General features: G+C 70.2%; 17 protein-coding genes and 1 tRNA gene. 7 read left to right on the forward strand and 11 right to left on the reverse strand.

Going from position 1 to position 16,949, the window contains the following annotated elements; genetic code table 11:
• Position 1: 1 nt before the first annotated feature.
• From JMF97_RS12700 to JMF97_RS12720, 5 genes are read right to left on the reverse strand one after another with little or no spacing between them, the layout of a single operon-like run.
• Positions 2–1,507: a peptidoglycan D,D-transpeptidase FtsI family protein gene (locus JMF97_RS12700; protein WP_203221757.1), complete on the reverse strand. Its 1,506-nt coding sequence runs from the start codon at positions 1,505–1,507 to the stop codon at positions 2–4.
• The gene (locus JMF97_RS12705; protein ID WP_203221758.1) at positions 1,504–2,991 is read right to left on the reverse strand and encodes an FtsW/RodA/SpoVE family cell cycle protein; all 1,488 of its coding nucleotides are present in this window, start codon (positions 2,989–2,991) and stop codon (positions 1,504–1,506) included. Before JMF97_RS12705 ends, JMF97_RS12700 begins: the two co-directional genes overlap by 4 nt.
• 27 nt (positions 2,992–3,018) lie before the next feature.
• The gene (locus JMF97_RS12710) at positions 3,019–4,446 is read right to left on the reverse strand and encodes a PP2C family protein-serine/threonine phosphatase (RefSeq protein WP_203221759.1); all 1,428 of its coding nucleotides are present in this window, start codon (positions 4,444–4,446) and stop codon (positions 3,019–3,021) included.
• Positions 4,443–4,931 carry an FHA domain-containing protein FhaB/FipA gene (locus JMF97_RS12715; protein ID WP_013730762.1) on the reverse strand — a complete coding sequence of 163 codons (489 nt, stop codon included), beginning with the start codon at positions 4,929–4,931 and terminating at the stop codon, positions 4,443–4,445. The genes JMF97_RS12710 and JMF97_RS12715 overlap by 4 nt, the downstream gene beginning before the upstream one ends.
• A 6-nt stretch (positions 4,932–4,937) precedes the next feature.
• Positions 4,938–5,726 carry an FHA domain-containing protein gene (locus tag JMF97_RS12720; protein ID WP_043719182.1) on the reverse strand — a complete coding sequence of 263 codons (789 nt, stop codon included), beginning with the start codon at positions 5,724–5,726 and terminating at the stop codon, positions 4,938–4,940.
• A gap of 227 nt (positions 5,727–5,953) precedes the next feature.
• Between JMF97_RS12720 and JMF97_RS12725 the strand changes: the two genes are divergently transcribed.
• The 3 genes from JMF97_RS12725 to JMF97_RS12735 all read left to right on the forward strand — a co-directional run bounded on the left by JMF97_RS12725 (position 5,954) and on the right by JMF97_RS12735 (position 8,031).
• Positions 5,954–6,039: transfer RNA gene (locus tag JMF97_RS12725), tRNA-Leu, on the forward strand.
• A gap of 64 nt (positions 6,040–6,103) precedes the next feature.
• Positions 6,104–7,237, forward strand: a complete 1,134-nt coding sequence (locus tag JMF97_RS12730) for an NAD-dependent epimerase/dehydratase family protein (protein ID WP_199743911.1) — start codon at positions 6,104–6,106, stop codon at positions 7,235–7,237.
• Positions 7,201–8,031 carry a WecB/TagA/CpsF family glycosyltransferase gene (locus tag JMF97_RS12735; protein WP_412101274.1) on the forward strand — a complete coding sequence of 277 codons (831 nt, stop codon included), beginning with the start codon at positions 7,201–7,203 and terminating at the stop codon, positions 8,029–8,031. Before JMF97_RS12730 ends, JMF97_RS12735 begins: the two co-directional genes overlap by 37 nt.
• A gap of 70 nt (positions 8,032–8,101) precedes the next feature.
• Here JMF97_RS12735 and JMF97_RS12740 read toward each other — a convergent pair whose 3' ends face one another.
• Positions 8,102–9,976 (reverse strand): S8 family peptidase, encoded by a 1,875-nt coding sequence (locus tag JMF97_RS12740; RefSeq protein ID WP_203221761.1) that lies wholly within the window; start codon positions 9,974–9,976, stop codon positions 8,102–8,104.
• Positions 9,977–10,195: 219 nt separating this feature from the next.
• On the opposite strand from JMF97_RS12740, the gene JMF97_RS12745 reads away from it, so the two are divergent.
• A complete protein-coding gene (locus JMF97_RS12745; RefSeq protein ID WP_203221762.1) occupies positions 10,196–10,798 on the forward strand; it encodes a hypothetical protein in 603 nt (200 codons plus the stop codon).
• On the opposite strand, the gene JMF97_RS12750 is transcribed toward JMF97_RS12745, so the two are convergent.
• The 3 genes from JMF97_RS12750 to JMF97_RS12760 form a co-directional block, all read right to left on the reverse strand.
• Positions 10,766–11,170, reverse strand: coding sequence for a hypothetical protein (locus JMF97_RS12750; RefSeq protein WP_013730756.1), 405 nt, complete (start codon positions 11,168–11,170; stop codon positions 10,766–10,768). The two genes, JMF97_RS12745 and JMF97_RS12750, sit on opposite strands and share 33 nt — an antisense overlap.
• 199 nt (positions 11,171–11,369) lie before the next feature.
• A complete protein-coding gene (locus JMF97_RS12755; RefSeq protein ID WP_043719173.1) occupies positions 11,370–11,591 on the reverse strand; it encodes a DUF397 domain-containing protein in 222 nt (73 codons plus the stop codon).
• The gene (locus JMF97_RS12760) at positions 11,561–12,442 is read right to left on the reverse strand and encodes a helix-turn-helix domain-containing protein (protein WP_203221763.1); all 882 of its coding nucleotides are present in this window, start codon (positions 12,440–12,442) and stop codon (positions 11,561–11,563) included. The genes JMF97_RS12755 and JMF97_RS12760 overlap by 31 nt, the downstream gene beginning before the upstream one ends.
• Before the next feature lie 564 nt (positions 12,443–13,006).
• Between JMF97_RS12760 and JMF97_RS12765 the strand changes: the two genes are divergently transcribed.
• On the forward strand, positions 13,007–13,294 hold the full coding sequence (locus JMF97_RS12765; protein ID WP_203221764.1) for a hypothetical protein: 288 nt from the start codon (positions 13,007–13,009) through the stop codon (positions 13,292–13,294).
• Between the two features lie 102 nt (positions 13,295–13,396).
• A complete protein-coding gene (locus JMF97_RS12770; protein ID WP_238359248.1) occupies positions 13,397–13,885 on the forward strand; it encodes a hypothetical protein in 489 nt (162 codons plus the stop codon).
• An 8-nt stretch (positions 13,886–13,893) separates the two neighbouring features.
• On the opposite strand, the gene JMF97_RS12775 is transcribed toward JMF97_RS12770, so the two are convergent.
• A complete protein-coding gene (locus tag JMF97_RS12775) occupies positions 13,894–14,646 on the reverse strand; it encodes a PASTA domain-containing protein (protein ID WP_203221766.1) in 753 nt (250 codons plus the stop codon).
• Positions 14,647–14,718: 72 nt separating this feature from the next.
• Positions 14,719–15,408, reverse strand: coding sequence for a PASTA domain-containing protein (locus JMF97_RS12780; protein ID WP_203221767.1), 690 nt, complete (start codon positions 15,406–15,408; stop codon positions 14,719–14,721).
• Positions 15,409–15,529: 121 nt separating this feature from the next.
• Between JMF97_RS12780 and JMF97_RS12785 the strand changes: the two genes are divergently transcribed.
• The gene (locus JMF97_RS12785; protein ID WP_203221768.1) at positions 15,530–16,948 is read left to right on the forward strand and encodes a hypothetical protein; all 1,419 of its coding nucleotides are present in this window, start codon (positions 15,530–15,532) and stop codon (positions 16,946–16,948) included.
• Position 16,949: the final 1 nt, after the last annotated feature.

A 16,949-nucleotide genomic window follows, 5' to 3' on the forward strand; every position in this document is an offset into this window, starting at 1 on the left:
GTCAGCGCCCCCCCGGGTCGGCGATGGCGGCGCGCATGATCTGGCCGGCGATCCGGGCGGCCTCGGCGCTGCCGCCGCTGCCGGCCTCTTCCAGCACGACGCAGACGGCCGAGACGGGGTTGCCGTCGGAGTCCAGTGCGAAGCCGATGAACCAGCCGTGGTCGGGGCGGTCCGGCGCGGACTGCGCGGTACCGGTCTTGCCGCCCACGGTGTAGCCGTTGATCTGCGCGTTGCGGCCGGTGCCGTTGCGCACCACGCTGACCATCATCTCCCGCAGGTCGGCGGCGACCTGGCTGCTGACCGGCCGGCGCAGCTCGCGCGGGTTCGCGGTGTCGTAGACGGTGGTGCGGTCCGGTGCGAGCAGCTGACGCACCAGGTACGGCCGCATCTGGCTGCCGCCGTTGGCGACCGCCGCAGCGATCATGGCCCCCTCCAGCGGGGTCATCCGCACGTCACGCTGCCCGATGGAGGACTGGGCCAGCGCGGCCGGGTCGGGGCCGCCGTCCGGGTTCTCCATGGTGCCGGTACGGCTGGCCGCCACGCCGTGACCGCCTTCGCCGAGCCGACCCACGGTCAGGTCCTCCTGCTCGAAGCCGAAGTCCTGGGCCTTCTTCTTGATCGCATCGGGGCCGAGTTGCACGCCGAGCTTGGCGAAGCCGGTGTTGCAGGAGTCGGTGACCGCCTTCATCAGGGTCACCTCCGCCTGCGGGCAGATCGACGGCGCGGCGTTGGTGATCGACTGACCGGAGGTGGGCGGGGTGTAGCTCGGGCCCGCCGAGATGTTGGTGTCCTTGCCGATGCCGTTCTCCAGCGCGGCGGCGGCCACCACGATCTTGAAGGTGGAGCCGGGCGGCAGTACCTCGCCGAGGGCCCGGTTGCGCAGCGGGCGGGACCGATCCTGATCCAGCTTGTTGTACGCCGCGACCGCCTCGTTGGTGTTGTGGCTGGCCAGCGGGTTCGGGTCGAAGCTGGGTATGGAGACCATGGCCTGCACGGCCCCGGTACGCGGATCGATGGCGATCGCCGCCCCCTTGCTCGCCCCCCGGTTGTTGTTGCGCAACTGGTCGTACGCGACGTCCTGGGCGCGCGGGGAGAGGGTGAGCAGCACGTTGCCTCCGGCGGTGCGGTCGCCGGTGAACATGTCCTTGATCCGGTTGGCGAAGAGCTTGTCGCTGGTGCCGGCGAGGAAGTCGTTCTCGGACTTCTCGATGCCGGTGTCGGCGAGGTTGACCGGCTTGTAGCCGAGCACGTGGGCGTACTTCGCCCCGCCGGGGTAGGTGCGGAGGAAGGTCAGCTTGCCGTCGGTCTCCTTGCTGACCGCCAGGGCGGTTCCGCCGGCCTCGATGTTGCCCCGGCGACGCTCGTACTCGGCGACCTGGACCCGGCTGTTGTAGTCGCTGGTGCGGTATTCGTCGGCCTTGTACGCCTGGATCCAGTTGAGGTTGGCGAAGAGCAGACCGAACAGGACGATGACGACGACACCGACCCGGCGCAGGGGTGCGTTCACGGCTTGATCACCTCCGTGGGAGCACCGTGCAGTTGCTCGGGTGGGCCCCCGGACGGACGGTTCACCTTGCCGCCGCCGGTGACCGGCCGACGACCGGCGTCGGAGACCCGCAGCAGCACCGCGATGAGCAGCCAGTTCGCCATCAGCGAGGAGCCACCGGCGGACAGGAACGGGGTGGTCTGACCGGTCAGCGGGATGAGCTTGCTGATCCCGCCGACGATCACGAAGACCTGCAGCGCCAGGGTGAAGGCCAGGCCACCGGCGAGCAGCTTGCCGAAGGAGTCCCGCACCGCCAGGCCGGCCCGCAGCCCGCGCTCCACGATCAGCAGGTAGATCACCAACAGGGCGGAGAGCCCGAACAGGCCGATTTCCTCACCGATCCCGGCGAAGATGAAGTCGTTCTGCACCTCGGGCAGTTCCGTCGGCTGGCCGCCACCCGGCCCGGCCCCGAACAACCCACCGGTGCCCAGGGCCAGCAGCCCCTGCACCAACTGGTAGCCCTCGTCGTACGGCTTGGCGAAGGGGTCCAGCCAGATGTCGGCCCGGACCGAGAAATTGAGGAACGGTCCACCGATCGACTTACCGAGCACGTACGCCAGGTAGGCGCCGCCGAAGAACAGGACCAGACCGATGAGCAGCCAACTGACCCGTTCGGTGGCGATGTAGACCGTCGCCACGAACATGCCGAAGTAGAGCAGGGAGGTGCCCAGGTCCTTCTGGAAGATCAACACCAGCAGGCTGATCACCCAGACCACCACCACCGGACCGAGGTCACGGCCGCGCGGGAAGTCGATGCCGAGGAACCGGTGACTGGCCAGCGAGAGCACCTCGCGCTTGCGGACCAGGTAGTAGGCGAAGAAGGCCAGCAGGGCCAGCTTGGCGAACTCGCCGGGCTGGATGGAGAAGCTGCCGATGCGGATCCAGAGCTTCGCGCCGTTGATCTCGGAGATGCTGGCCGGCAGCACCGCCGGGAGCATGACCAGCACGATGCCGGCCAGCCCCAGGGTGTACGCGTACCGCGAGATCGAACGGTGGTCGCGCACCAGGGCCAGCAGGCCGGCCGCGAGCAGCACCGAGAGCAGGGTCCAGGCCAGTTGCCGACCACCGGTACCGGCGAAGATGGCCAGGTCGGCGCGCTCCTCCGGAGCCGCGTTGCCCAGGTCGAGTCGGCGCAGGAAGCCGACTCCGAGACCGTTGAGCAGCGCCACCGCCGGCAGCAGGGCCGGGTCGGCGAACGGGGCCAGGAACCGGATCGCCACGTGGATGCCGAGGAACACGGCGGTGAGCACTGCGGCCGGCACCCAGAAGTTCGGGGTGACCGTGTCGAGCACGTTCGCCTCGACCATCGCCCCGTACGCGGCGACCAGCGCCATGGCCAGCAGCAGCAGCGACAGTTCGGCGTTGCGTCGGGACCGGGCCAGGCGTACGCCGGGCCGCTCGCCCGCGGTCGCGGGCGAGGATGCCGGGGTGGCCGCTGCGGTCACGATCGTCCTCGGGTCGGAAGCCGACGCCTACTCGGGCGACCGGCAGGCCGCCGGGTCGACCGTGGGCGTGAAGGCGTCGGTGGGCGGGGCGTCCGGTGTGCTCACCGGCGGGGCCAACGAGCCGTCGGGCGACGGCGAGCCGCTGCCGACCGGGCTCGCCGAGCCGGCCGGAGTGCTCGGCGGCGGCGAGGTCGACTCCGTCGTGGGGTCGACGCTCGGGCTGGAGGTGGGCGGGCAGAGTGGCTTGAGGTTGACGTTGGTCGGGCTGTCCATCGTCAGTTCCGCCAGTCGGCGTGCCGCGTCGGGCTCGTTCCTGGCCGGAATGCCCTGCTTGACCTGCTCCTGTGCGGCGAGGGTGAGATCGTCCAGTTGGGCGGTGCTCTTGGAATGGACCGTGGAGAGATCCATGCCGGCGATCTCGCCCTGGATGCCCCGGAAGACGGCCACCTGGCCGTCGTCGGTCGCCCCGACGTAGTACTGCCGCTGGGTGTAGTCGTACCCGGCGAAGACCCCGCCGCCGATGATCACCAGGAGGGCGGTGGTCATCGCCAGGGCGCGCAGCGGACGGCGGCGGGCCTCCGGCTCGTCGTCGTTGCCGGCCGGCTCCTCGGGCACGGGCGGCCGGGGAGCGGAGAGCGCCGAGGCCCGGGCGGCCGGGGTGGAGACGTCGGCCGAGGTCGCCATGCCCCGGTCCCGCGCGGCCGCACCGCCGACGATCGGGGCCGCCTCGACGATGTCGCGGTCGGTGGCGTCGGCGATGATTACGGTGATGTTGTCCGGGCCGCCGCCGCGCAGAGCGAGCTGGACCAGTCGCTCCACGCACTGCTGCGGGTCGGCGTACTCCCGCATGGTCTCGGCGATGGTCTCCGCACTGACCACCCCGGAGAGGCCGTCCGAGCAGATCAGGTAGCGGTCGCCGGGCAGCACCTGGCGGACCGAGTACTCCGGGTCGATGTCCCGCCCGTCGAGGGCTCGGGTGAGCAGCGACCGCTGCGGGTGGCTGCTCGCCTCCTCCGGGCTGATCCGGCCTTCGTCCACGAGCATCTGGACGTAGGTGTCGTCCTTGGTGATTTGGTTGAAGTCACCGTCGCGCAGCAGATAGGCGCGCGAGTCACCGATGTGGACCATGCCCAGCTTGCTGCCGGAGAAGAGGGTCGCGGTGAGTGTGGTGCCCATCCCCTCCAACTGAGGGTTGGCGTCCACGGTCTCGCGGAGCTGTTGGTTGGCGGTGCCCACGGCGGAACGCAACGCGTCGACCAGGGCGTCACCCGGGACGTCCTCGTCGAGCGGCGCCATGGCACCGATGACGATGTTGCTGGCGACGTCACCGGCGGCCATACCGCCCATGCCGTCGGCGACGGCGAGTAGCCGCGGTCCGGCGTAGACGGAATCCTGGTTGCCGTCTCGGATCAGACCGCGGTCGCTGTGGGCCGCATAGCGCAGGGTCAGAGTCATGGCCGTAATTCGAGAGAGGTGCGGCCGATCCGGATCGGCACGCCGAGGGGTACGGGGGTCGGTCCGGTGACCTTAGCGCGATCGAGGTACGTCCCGTTAGTCGAACCGAGGTCTTCGACGAACCACTGCCCGTCACGGGGCACCAGCCGGGCGTGTCGCGCCGAAGCGTAATCGTCGGTGATGACGAGAGTGGAATCCTCGGCCCGACCGATGGTTATCTGAGCCTCACCCAGCGTGATCCTGGTGCCGGCCAGTTGACCGGCGGTCACCACCAACTGGTGGGCCGCCCGCCCCCGCTTCACCTTCGCCGGCTTTGCCGTCGCCTGACCGGTCGACGCACCCACCGTGCGGGGCGCGGCCACCAGGCGACCGGACCGGGCCCCGGCGAAGAGGTCCCGCCGGATGACGCCGACCACCGTGAACACGAAGATCCACAAGAGGACGAGGAATCCGAACCGGGCGACGGTGATGACGAGTTCCGGCAAGGCGGATCAGCCGTCCACGCGGAAGGTGAGCGTGGTGGTGCCGAGCTGGATCATGTCACCGGGGTTCAGCGCCACGGCGGAGACCCGCTGGCCGTTGACCATGGTGCCGTTGGTGGAGCCGAGATCGGTCAGCACGACCTGCCCACCGTCGAAGTCCAGCCGGGCGTGTCGGCGGGAGATGCCGACGTCCGGCAGACGCAGGTTGGCCTGGTCGCCGCGACCGATCACGGTCGAGCCCATCTGCAGCGGGTAGGTGCGGCCGTCGCCGGAGACCAGTCGCACGTTACGACCGCCACCGTGCCCCGGCGGCGGGCCGTAGCCGCCACCCTGCTCGTACGCGGGGTAGCCGGACGGGCCGGCGTCGTAGCCGGGCGCGGAGACCGGGGCGACCTCGCCACCGGTGTAGACCTCGGCGGTGACCCGGAACATGCCGGTGTCCAGCCCTTCACCGCGCTCGATCTCGACGATCACGTCGCCGTAGACCGTCCACGCCTGCTCGCCGATGAACTCCGCCTGCGACTGGGCCAACTCCTGGGCCAGCGCGGCGGCGTACGGCGCCAACCGACTGTGGTCGTACGGCGAGAGATCGATCACGTAGCGGTTGGGCACCAACGTGCGCCCGCCAGCCAGGATGGCCTTGTGCGCCTCGGCCTCCCGCTGCATGGCGTTGAGGATCTCCACAGGGTGCACGACCCCTTTGAAGACCTTGGCAAAAGCCCCTTCGACCAGGCCTTCCAGACGCTTCTCGAAGCGTTGCAGCACGCTCACCGGCTCCTCCTCGGGTCCCGAGGACATGATGGTATCGGTCCAGAGCGCACGCAGCTCACACGCCGCTCGGCCGGCAGGCCACGCCTCGTTCGGACGGCTCAGGATTGTCGTGCTACTCTTTCGTCCGCCACGAACGGTAACCGCTGTGAGCAGCGAATGCCATTCGCGGCAAAGACCGAAGCCACGTAACATGGCCGAGACCCCGCTGGCGACAGCGGAGACGGCAATGACTACGCTGTCCGAGGTCAAGCCACGGGGAAGTGGCGGAATGGCAGACGCGCACGGTTCAGGTCCGTGTGTCCGAAAGGACGTGGGGGTTCAACTCCCCCCTTCCCCACCAGTGACGAGGGCTTCGCGAATTCGCGGGGCCCTCGCTCTTATTCGGGCGTACCGGGCGTCAGGCTATGCTTCGCTGGTTTCTGCCTCCAACGGACCAGGAGTGGCTCGTGAGTGTCGCATTCGTGACCGGTTCGGGCGGGTTGATCGGCTCTGAGGCGGTCCGGCACTTCGCCGGCCTGGGTCTCGATGTGGTCGGCATCGACAACGACATGCGGCAGGAGTTCTTCGGCGAGGAGGCGTCCACCGCGTGGAACGTCCGCCGGCTCACCGACGAACTGGGTGAGGCGTACTCGCACCACAGCATCGACATCCGCGACCGGGGCGCGCTCGGCGCGCTGTTCAAGCGGTACGGCCGGGACGTCGCCGTGGTGATCCACACCGCCGCGCAGCCCTCGCACGACTGGGCGGTACGCGACCCCTTCACCGACTTCGACGTGAACGCCGCAGGCACCCTGAACGTGCTGCAGAACGTCCGCGAGCACTGCATCGAGGCACCGGTCATCCACTGCTCGACGAACAAGGTCTACGGCGACCGCCCGAACAGCCTGCCCCTGGTCGAGCTGGAGACCCGCTGGGAGATCGAGCCGGGGCACCCGTACGAGCAGGGCATCCGCGAGGACATGTCGATCGACGCCTGCCTGCACTCGATCTTCGGTGCCTCCAAGGTCGCCGCAGATGTGATGGTGCAGGAGTACGGCCGCTACTTCGGGATGAAGACGGCCTGCTTCCGGGGCGGCACGCTGACCGGGCCGGCGCACTCGGCCACCGAGCTGCACGGCTTCCTCGGTTACGTGATGCGGGCCAACATGGAACGCCGCACCTACAAGATCTTCGGCTACCAGGGCAAACAGGTCCGGGACGCCATCCACAGCTCGGACGTGGTCTCCGCGTTCGAGGCGTTCTTCCGCAACCCGCGCTCGGCCGCCGTCTACAACCTCGGTGGCGGTCGGCACTCCAACACCTCCAACCGGGAGGCGTTCGCGCTGGCCGAGCAGATCACCGGCCAGGAGATGATCACCGAGTACGTCGAGGCCAACCGGATCGGCGACCACAAGTGGTGGATCGGCTCCAACGAGGCGTTCCAGGCCGACTACCCGGACTGGAAACAGGTGTACGACGTACCCATGATCATGCGAGAGATCTACGAGGCCAACGTGGACAAGTGGGTTCCGGCGCGCGACGGCGAGGTCCGGCCGTGAGCAAGCGCAACGTGCTCGGCGTCCTGGTCGACGCCACCGACTACGCCAGCGCGACCGAGCAGGTCATCGCCGCCGCGCAGGAGCGTCGGCCGATGGCGTTGACCGCCCTGGCCGTACACGGGGTGATGACCGGGGTGCTGGACCCGGCGCACAACGCCCGGCTGAACTCCTTCGACCTGGTGACTCCGGACGGCCAGCCGGTGCGGTGGGCACTGAACCTGCTGCACGGCGCGGGGCTGACCGACCGGGTCTACGGGCCCCAGCTGACCCTGCACGTGCTCTCCCGCTGCGCCGACGAGGGCCTGCCGGTCTACCTGTACGGCTCGACCGAGCAGACCCTGGCCCGGCTGATCCCGGCGCTGGAGCGGATGTTCCCGGCCCTCAAGATCGCCGGAGTGGAGCCGTCCAAGTTCCGCGCCGTGCAGCCGGGCGAGGACGTGGAGATCGCCGACCGGATCAGGGCCAGCGGCGCCCGGCTCGTCCTGGTCGGCCTGGGCTGCCCCCGCCAGGAGATCTTCACGTACGCGATGCGCCCGCTGCTGGACATGCCGTTGATGGCCGTCGGCGCGGCGTTCGACTACCACGCCGGGCTGCTGCGTCAGCCGCCGCCGTGGATGCAGCGGGCCGGGCTGGAGTGGTTCTGGCGGCTCGGGCTGGAGCCGAAGCGGCTGTGGCGGCGGTACGTGATCCTCAATCCGGCGTACCTGAGCCGGTTGTTCGCGCAGAAGGTCGGCCTGTGGAAGGCCCGCCCGCCCGCGCCGGCCACCGAACGCCCGGCCGGTTTCGCGGTCTGACCGCCCTTCCGGTTGTTGACGACGAACGGGCCCCCGACCGAGCGGTCGGGGGCCCGTTGTCGTACCAGGGTCAGAGGTTCAGGGTCCAGGTGTTGATGTAACCGGTGTCAGCGCGGTAGACGTCGCGCACCTGCAGGCGCCAGGTGCCGTTCGCCGCCTCGCTGGACAGGTTCACCGTGTAGGTGGTGTTCACGTTGTCCGTGCTGTCGGTGCCGCTGCTGTTCTTCAGCCGGTAGGACGAGCCGTCCGGGGCGAGCAGGTCGATGACCAGGTCGCCACGGTAGGTGTGCACGATGTTCACCGCCACGGTCGAGCTCGACGAGGCGTTGCGGTTGCAGCCGGCGATCGTGATCGAGCTGGTCACCGCCGAGCCGGCGTCCGGGATGGAGACGTCGGTGCCATTGGTGCCCGAGCAGCTGCCGCTACCGCTGCCGGTCACCGTCAGCGTGTAGGTGGCGGTCTTGGTGCCGGAGGCCGCGCTACCGGTGATGGTCACCGGGTACGTGCCGGCCGGGGTGCTGGCCGAGGTGCTGATGGTCAGCGCCGAGGACCCACCCGAGGTGACCGTGGCCGGGCTGAACGAGGCGGACGCCCCGGACGGCAGGCCGCTGGCCGAGAGGCTGACCGACTGGGCGGAGCCGTTGGTGGTGGCGGTGGACACCGTGGCGGTCGCCGAACCGCCCGGCGCGACCGAACCCGAGGTCGGCGACACGGAGACCGAGAAGTCGTTGGTCGGCGGCGGGGTGCTGCCGTTGACCACGTAGAGCAGCTGGTTGGGGGTACCGGTGCCCACGTTGCTGATCACATTCGGCGTGGAGTTGTTGACCAGGTAGTCCCGCACCTGCTGGTTGCTCCAGGACGGGTTGGCCGAGAGCACCAGGGCGGCGGCACCGGCGACGTGCGGCGAGGCCATCGAGGTACCGCTGATGGTGTTCGTCGAGGTGTCGTTGGTGATCCACGGGGCCGTGATGCTCACGCCCGGCGCCAGGATGTCGACGCAGGTGCCGAAGTTGGAGAAGCTCGCGGCGGCGTCGTTGTTCTGGGTGGCACCGACGGTGATCGCCGGTGCGGTCCGGGCCGGGGAGTAGTTGCAGGCGTTCTGCCGGACACCGAGGCTGTTGCCGTTACCAGCGGCCACCACGAAGGTGACACCCGAGTTGATCGAGTTGATCACCGCGTTGTCGAGCGTGGTGTTCGCCCCGCCACCGAGGCTCATGTTGGCCACGGCAGGCTTGACCGCGTTCGCGGTGACCCAGTCGACCCCGGCGATGACTCCGGCGTTGGTGCCGCTGCCGGAGCAGTTGAGCACCTTGACGGCCACCAGTCGGGTCGCCTTGGCGACGCCGTACGCGGTGCCGCCGACCGTACCGGCGACGTGGGTGCCGTGGCCGTTGCAGTCGGTGTTGTTGGAGTCGACCGCGTTGGTGCCCCAGGTCGCCCGGCCGCCGAAGTCCGAGTGGGACGTCCGGATGCCGGTGTCGATGATGTACGACGTCACGTTCGAGGCCGTGTTCGGGTACGTGTAGGAGCTGTTCAGCGGCAGGTTGCGCTGGTCGATCCGGTCCAGACCCCAGGACGGGGGGTTCGTCTGGGTGGCGGCGAGTTGCACGGTGTGGTTCTGCTCGACGTACGCCACTGCCGGATCGGCCGCGATCCGGGCCGCAGCCTTGGCGCTGAGCCGCAGCTCGGCGCCGCGGATGGCCGCGCTGTACGTGCGCGCCGCCGCTCCGCCGTGCCGCCGCAGCAGCCGGTCCACAGAGGAGCCGACCGCGGCACGGCCGACCTCGCTGTCCTTGAACACCACGATGTAGCTGTCTTTGACGGCGGTGGCGCCGCCGGCGCTTCGGATCGTGCCGACCGGCTCGGCGGCCATGGCGGGCGTCGCTGCCGCCACCATGGCCAACGCGGCCAGTCCGACGAAAACGGACCTCTGTCGAAGAACCATCTTCCTACCTCCCTCTGTCGGCAGCCCTCGTCGCATTGCTCATGGCCCACTGATCGATGACTGCCGATCAAGGAGAGGGTAGTTCGAGGCATGGACACAGATAAACATGTCGGATCCCTCATAACATGAAACGATGGTTCCCCTACGGGGGGCGGCTACGGGACGAACAGGGGGCGGTCCCGGATTCGGCGAGCCGGAAAACGGGCAAGGCTGACAGGCATGCAGAACCACCTCGTCCTCCTGCTCCCGGTCGCCGTCGTCTGGTGGGCCGCCGGCTACCTCGCGGAGGGGTTGCCCCGGATGACGCACGCGCGCGAGCTTCGTCGACATGCCGGCTGGCTGCTCGGGCTCACGCTGGTCGGGCTCGGCCTGACGGTGGCTCTGCCGATCGCCGGTCTGACCACCGCCGGGGCGACCCTGGCCGACCGGGCCGCCGCTGGGCTGGCGCTCGCCGCGCTACCGGCGCTGGTCGTGGCGCTCTGCACCGTACGCCGGGTGCGTCGGCTCCGGGCCGGAGCGGGCGCACTGGCCGCCACCGCCCGGACGCCGGCACCACACGGGCTACGGGCCGCCGCCGCCCACCCACTGATCGGGCTGCCGCTGCAGGTGACCGGCCTGGCCCTGCTGCCCGCGCTGATCACGGCCAGCGGTGCCGCCGAGTTCTTCGGGCCGGGCATCACCGGGCCGGCGGTCACCATCGGGGTGCTGGGCGTCGGGGCCATCGGGGTCCGCCACGCGCTGCGCCACAACCGGCTCGCCGAGCGGGCCATGCCGCAGCCGTCCGCGACCTCACCGAGCCCGGCCCGCGCCCTGCACGTATAGCAGCTCCAGGATCGCCCGTGTCGCCTCGAACCAGCGGTCGAGCCAACCCGGCGGCGGCACACTGCCCCTCGGCGGCAACTCCATCAGCAGGCCGCGCAGCAGCGGATGATCCGCCAGGGAGCCGTCGTCCACGCTCGACCATCCGGTCGCCGGGAACGACGGTTCGGTGAGCGGGTTCGGGTCCAGCGACGGCAGGGTGAGCGGCGACGTGGCCTGCTCGCTCGGTGCCGTGGTGTCCCGCCCTGAGTGTTCGGTGTCCGTGGACACCACCTCGGTCAACACGGTGTCCCGCCGAGCCCCGCGATATTTGCCGCCGAACCTTTCCGGCTTGCCCGGGCTGTTGGTGAGGTTGTCCGATCCGATACTCGTCATTCGTCTCGCCTGCCTCGCTCGGTTACCCGCCCTGCTCGGGGGGATGTCGACCAGCGCGTACCGAGAGGTACAACGAGACGGGTGGGAAGTGGCGACGGCAGCCGACCGGGCCAGGCCCCACGGAGGGACCGCCGAGCGCGGCGGACGACGTGGTCCCCGACCGGACGTGCCGATCGGGGACCAGGTCGTTGCTACGGGATCAACCCCGTCCGAAGACGCCGCCCCGTGTGCCGGCGACGAAGGCGTGCCAGTCACCCGGAGCGAAGACGAGGGCCGGTCCGGCCTTGTCCTTCGAATCCCGGACGCCGACCGCCCCGGTCACATACGCCACCTCGACGCAGTTGTCACAGTTCGGCCCGCTCTTCGAGCTCTTGAACCAGTGCGCCTGCGTCAGGTCCACGGGGAATCCTTGCGTCGCCATTTCCACAGCGGCTCCTCTGCCAATTTTGCGATGTACCCGACGGACTCCTCCGGACGCATGGCCGCTGCTCGAATGTGATCGAAGATGAAGCTGTACTTCTGCAGTTCGTCGCTCTTCTCCAAGAAGAGCCCACCCGTGGCGTTCTCCGCGTACACGACATCCGGATCACCTGGTTCGGGGAAGCTCAGGATCGTGAAGGTGCCGTCCATGCCGGCATGTGCCCCAACCTCGAAGGGCAGGACCTGCAACGTCACATTCGGCAGCTGGGCTACCTCCACCAACCGCTTGAGCTGGTCACGCATGACCGTGTCCCCGCCCACCGGACGGCTCATCACCGCCTCATCGAGCACCACCCACAGATCGACCGGATCGTCCTGGGTCAATAACGACTGGCGACCGAGTCGGACACGCACTCGTTGTCGCACCTGTTCCGCGGTGAAATCCGGGCGGGCCGCGCGAATCATCGCGCCGGCGTAATCCTCGGTCTCCAGCAGACCCGGAACCACCTGCTGTTCGTACGCCCGGATCGAACTGGCCGCAGCCTCCAGGCCCACGTACGCCCCGACCAGCACCGTGCTGTACGGGTGCCACCAACCCTTCTGCCTCGCCTCCCGAGCGATCTGCACCAGCTCGTCGCTCTCAGCACCGACCACCCCGTAGATCCGGAGCATGTCCCGGACGTCCCGGGGCGTCGCGGTGGTGTGGCCGGTCTCGATCCGGGAGATCTTCGACGCCGAACACTCCAGTTGCTCGGCCACCGCTTCGATGGTGATCCCGGCCGTCTCGCGCTGACGGCGCAGTTCCGCGCCCAGGCGACGCCGGCGGATGGTCGGACTGCGCCGCTCGCTCACGGTGTCACCTTCCGCCTCGACGCGCCGCTGTCTGCCGCCCGCCTAGGGCGCGACCATAAGGCGGCGGGCGTTTCGCGGCAAGGGATGGAGCCGGTCCTCGACCGGCCGCGACGGGCGAAACCGGTCCTCAGTGTGCCGTCCGGGTGGCGGCACGTTCAAGCGCCGTTTCGCGCGAGCCGCTCACGTATCGGCAAAAGTCGACGTGCAACTTGCATGAAGCACGACGCTGATGCACTCTGTCCGTATGACGCGGGCTACGCACCGTTCTGATCCAGTATCCCCCTGTGATCACCGCGGTGCCGACGGAGACGACGACCGGATGACCCGGTCGATCGTCGACCGGCCCCGCGAATCCGGTGGCCGGTCGCCGACGCGCGACGGCGGCGGTGGCCCCAGACACCTTCCCTGACAGCCCAGACACGGCGGGCCGAGTACGCCACCAGCGCAGCGAAGCCCGTCAACGCCACGAACCCGGTTCCCGAGACACGACCTCGTCGCCGGAGCCAGCAATTCCCCCGATCAGCCTTGCCGGCCTCCCCGCCGGCCGACCCTTCAGGAGCCCATGTGCTTCCCCGCTCCGGTGACGTACTGAACGTGACAAGCGCGGCGAGTGTCCAGTTCATCAGACCCATCCACTTCCGAGTGATCCGGGTGCTGGACCGCCCCACCTATGACGGCTGGCTCTGGCTCGAAGGTTACGAGTTGAACGCGGCGGGGGACGCGGTCAACCGCCGATCGATCTTCGTCCAGCGGGCCGGGCTGGACCTGGTGCAGGCCGCGCCGCAGCCGCGACCGCACACCGTCCGCTCGGCCCGTCGGCCCGTCACCCGGACCCCGGTCCGGGTGGGCTGAGCACTCGAAACGCCGCCGACGGGCACACCGACGCCATAGAATCGGTGTGCCCACCCCGGCACGTCTCCACCGCGCCTCCAGGACCCCGAACCTGGGATGGCCATGGTCAATCTGTCCGCGCGGCGGCCCCATCGGTCCCGTATCGCCCACGCCTTCGGAATCCTGGCACTGTTCGGTGCCGCCATCACCCTGATGGTGCTGGTCCGGGATCCCGCCCTCTCCTCCACCCGGCTGGCCGAGCCGGTTCCCGCACCCGAGATCACGGTGGTGGAAGCCACGCCGCCGACCAGGTCGGGAGGCTCACCGCCCGCCTGGGACGAGTTCGACGACGACCGCACGGCACCACTGACGCCCGACGACTGGGCTGCTCTGCCCGACGGCTCGGCTGCTCTGCCTGACGGCTCGGCCGCGATGCCCGGCGACTCCGAGTCGTCCGCCGGCAGTGCGCACCGGGCAGCGACGTCCGACCGAACCGGCGACCGGCACAGCTCCGACGCGCTCAGCCGGTCGCTGTTCTGGTCAGGGATGTTCGGGCTCGCCATCTCCCTCGCCGGGCTCGGGCTGGTCAGCACCAGACGACGGATGTGGTGAGCCGCCGTTCACCCGGTGGGGCTCGCCGTGGCCGTCGGGTCAGTGGTCGGCCCGGTCGTCGTCGGGTCGGTCGTCGTCGGCGCGGTGGTCGGTGCCGTCGTCGACGGGCTGGGGGTGGCGACCACCAGCCTGACCACATCGCCGGGCTGGACGGGCTCACCCTGGCCCGGGTCGGTGGCGATCACGGTGCCGGCCGGCTGGTCCGACGGGCGGTACACGACCTCGGGTTGGAGATCGAGTGCTTCCAGCCGGGCTCGGGCCGCATCCTCGGAGAGCCCGACCAGGGGTGGCAGCGGCAGCCCTGTCGGCGCGGCGCTGGTCGTCGGCGCCGCCGAGGGCGAACGGGTTGGTGAAGCCGACGCGCTCGTTGGCGCCGTCGAGGTCGGCTGGGGCGATGGCGGCGGGGAGTCGTCCTCGTCCACCGCCTGGCGTGCCAGCCACAACCCCACTCCGAGCGCGCCGAGCAACAGCAGCAGGACGATGCCCCAGAGGATCGGCAGCCACCAGCGCCGACCGGCCTGCTCGTCGCCGTACCACTCGCCGGCGGCCAACTCGCGGTCGTCACCCGGACCCGGTGGCCGCACCTCCGCCCGCCCCGACCACAGCTGGGGTCGGGGCGTCGGCGGCACCACAGCTGTCGCGTCCGCCTCGGTGCCTTCGGGCGGCGTACCACCCAGCACAGCGGTGTCGTCGGGATCTCCGGCGGGCGGAGGCAACGGACGTGTCCGGTCGTCCGGCTGTTCCTCGCCCCGCTCGCTCATGTCGGCCTCCCCACGCTGGTCAACCTAGCGGTTCCGCCCGCCATCGGCCGGGATCAGCGTGTCGGGTGCCTGTCACTGCCGAAGGAACTCGTCATCCGACGACAGAATCCCGCAGAGGATGTACACGACGTCATCCCATCGTCCGACGGTGCCGGCGGCGGGCTCCTGTTCGGTGACCTTCCCGGCCAGCCCGGCCGGGTAGCGAGGCGAGAAGCCCATGTCGAAGAGTTCGGCCGCCGCCTCCCGGCAGTCGTCCCCGACCACCTCCGGCATCTCGTTCAGTGGGGCCGCCCCGGCCACGGTGATCGAAATCGTGCTGCCGTGCTTCACCGGCGTACCGGCGACCGGATCAGTGCTCCGTACGCTCTGGTTGTCGCCGGTGCCGAAGACGAACGTCCATTCCAGCCCGCGCTTTCGCACCTCGTTCCGGGCCTCTTCGAGGTCCATGCCGACGAGATCCGGCACGGTCAGCCCGGTCGGACTCGGTGCGGCGGCACTGGTCGGGGCGGCACTGGTCGGGCCGGAGGTGGGCGCGGGCCGCTCACGCGGTGTCGAAGGGGCCGGTGCGCTCGGGCTGCGGCTCCCCTTCGCGGCGACGGGCGTCTCCGGCAGCTGCGGTTCGTCGCCCGCGAGCACCCAGCCACCAGCGGCGCCGATGACCGCTAGCAGCACCGCCGCGACACCACCACCGACCACCATCGTCATCCGATCGGGACCGGTGTCGGGCCGCGTGGTCCGCCCGTCCGTCACCTCACCCGTCATTGCGCCCACCGCCTCATCTACGGCGACCGTACCCATCGACGCCAAACACCGTCCGTCACCTTAATCACCCGGTACGGCGCACGACTCGCCGCGCCGGGCACAGGAGGTTACGCTGCCCGGCATGGCCAGACAGGGCTGGGGAGGATCGATTGCCACCGCGGCCGGCGTGGCAGCCGGCGCCGGTGCCGCCCAACTGGGATTCGGCTACGGACTGGGCATCCTGAACTGGGCGCCGGCCGAGCCGACCGCCGGCACGGCCGCCTGGGTGGCCAGCCTGATCTGGGCCACCTGGATCGCCGCCACCTCGACCATCTTCGGTGCGGTCTGCGCCCAGCGGCTCCGGGACCGACGCCCGGCGCTGTCCACATCAGACGCCGAATCGGCAGCTGACCCGGGCCGACCGCCGGTAACCGACGGACGCGGTGGCGACGGCCTGTGGTTTCTCGCGTTGGCAGGTGCCGCCGCACTGGGCGCGCTGATCACCGTGCTGCTGGTCGCCGTACCCGCCCGGGTCGCGGTGGTACCGGACACTCCTTCTCCGCGAGACATGGCCGCCGGGTACGCCGCGGTCGGCGTGCTGGTCGGCACGCTGGTGGCGCTCTGGTCGCTGCGCTGCCGGGCGGCGGCCACCAACGTGATCGCCACCGCCGGTTGGCTGTGGCTGCTCGCGGTCGTCGCCGTACTCGACTCGGTGCTCGCCGGTCGGGGCCTGACCACCGCACAGTTGGGCATCTGGCAGCTCAGTTCCGACAGCGACCAGTTCTGGATCCGAGACTACTTCTACTGGCCCGGGGCGATTCTCTCCCTCGGATCGGCGTTGGTGATCGGCGCGCTGGCCGCCCGCCGAGGCGTCCGCGACGCCGACCGTCGGGTGGGTGCCACCGCCTCCGGTGCGGCCGGTCCGCTGCTGGTGGCGATCGCCTACTTCCTGGCCGTACCGAGGTTGACCGCGATCAACCCGGAGCAGGTGTCCGCCCACCTCATCGCCCCGTACGCGGCAATAGTCGGTGTCGGCGGTTCCGTCCTCGTCGCGGCGCTCGCCCAGCGGTCCGCCCGACGCCGGTCGCAGCAGCCGGCCACCGACGCGGCACCCACCCCGCTGGTACCTCGGCAGCGCCCCGCCGACCACGACAGCACGGACGCACCGACGAACGGTGACCCCGGCGGCGCGGTCGTGCCGACCCGAGGTGGCCGCCACAGTACGGACATACCGACCAGCGGCGACCAGGGCGGCACCTACCCGCCGGCCAGCGGCGACCGCGGCAGCGCGGACACACCGGCCAGCGGCGATCCGGTCGGGAGCGGCACCGGTGAGTCGACCCGACGCAGCACCACCGAGCCGTCGGCGGGGCAGGCGTCCGAGGTCATCTCCGCCGAGGCCCGGAGCGGCACGGATGCGGGCCGCGCCGAGGCCGGGGGCAGATCAGGTGCTAGCCGCGCCGAGGGCGACTCGGGTACGGACGCCGAGCCGGCAACCGGCGCCACTGCCGGGCCGGAGGCTTCGAGCCGGCGGGCCCGGCCACCGCGTCGCGCCCGCTGAC

The sequence above is a fragment of the Micromonospora fiedleri genome (assembly GCF_016774385.1).
GTDB classification, from domain to species: Bacteria; Actinomycetota; Actinomycetes; order Mycobacteriales; family Micromonosporaceae; genus Micromonospora; species Micromonospora gifhornensis.

Excerpts from the sequence above, each read along its gene's own strand:
- JMF97_RS12710 (WP_203221759.1), bottom strand. The coding sequence starts at position 4,446 with ATGACTCTGACCCTGCGCTATGCGGCCCACAGCGACCGCGGTCTGATC.
- JMF97_RS12720 (WP_043719182.1), bottom strand. The coding sequence starts at position 5,726 with ATGTCCTCGGGACCCGAGGAGGAGCCGGTGAGCGTGCTGCAACGCTTC.
- JMF97_RS12730 (WP_199743911.1), top strand. The coding sequence starts at position 6,104 with ATGCTTCGCTGGTTTCTGCCTCCAACGGACCAGGAGTGGCTCGTGAGT.
- JMF97_RS12740 (WP_203221761.1), bottom strand. The coding sequence starts at position 9,976 with ATGGTTCTTCGACAGAGGTCCGTTTTCGTCGGACTGGCCGCGTTGGCC.
- JMF97_RS12745 (WP_203221762.1), top strand. The coding sequence starts at position 10,196 with ATGCAGAACCACCTCGTCCTCCTGCTCCCGGTCGCCGTCGTCTGGTGG.
- JMF97_RS12750 (WP_013730756.1), bottom strand. The coding sequence starts at position 11,170 with ATGACGAGTATCGGATCGGACAACCTCACCAACAGCCCGGGCAAGCCG.
- JMF97_RS12755 (WP_043719173.1), bottom strand. The coding sequence starts at position 11,591 with ATGGCGACGCAAGGATTCCCCGTGGACCTGACGCAGGCGCACTGGTTC.
- JMF97_RS12770 (WP_238359248.1), top strand. The coding sequence starts at position 13,397 with ATGGTCAATCTGTCCGCGCGGCGGCCCCATCGGTCCCGTATCGCCCAC.
- JMF97_RS12775 (WP_203221766.1), bottom strand. The coding sequence starts at position 14,646 with ATGAGCGAGCGGGGCGAGGAACAGCCGGACGACCGGACACGTCCGTTG.
- JMF97_RS12780 (WP_203221767.1), bottom strand. The coding sequence starts at position 15,408 with ATGACGGGTGAGGTGACGGACGGGCGGACCACGCGGCCCGACACCGGT.
- JMF97_RS12785 (WP_203221768.1), top strand. The coding sequence starts at position 15,530 with ATGGCCAGACAGGGCTGGGGAGGATCGATTGCCACCGCGGCCGGCGTG.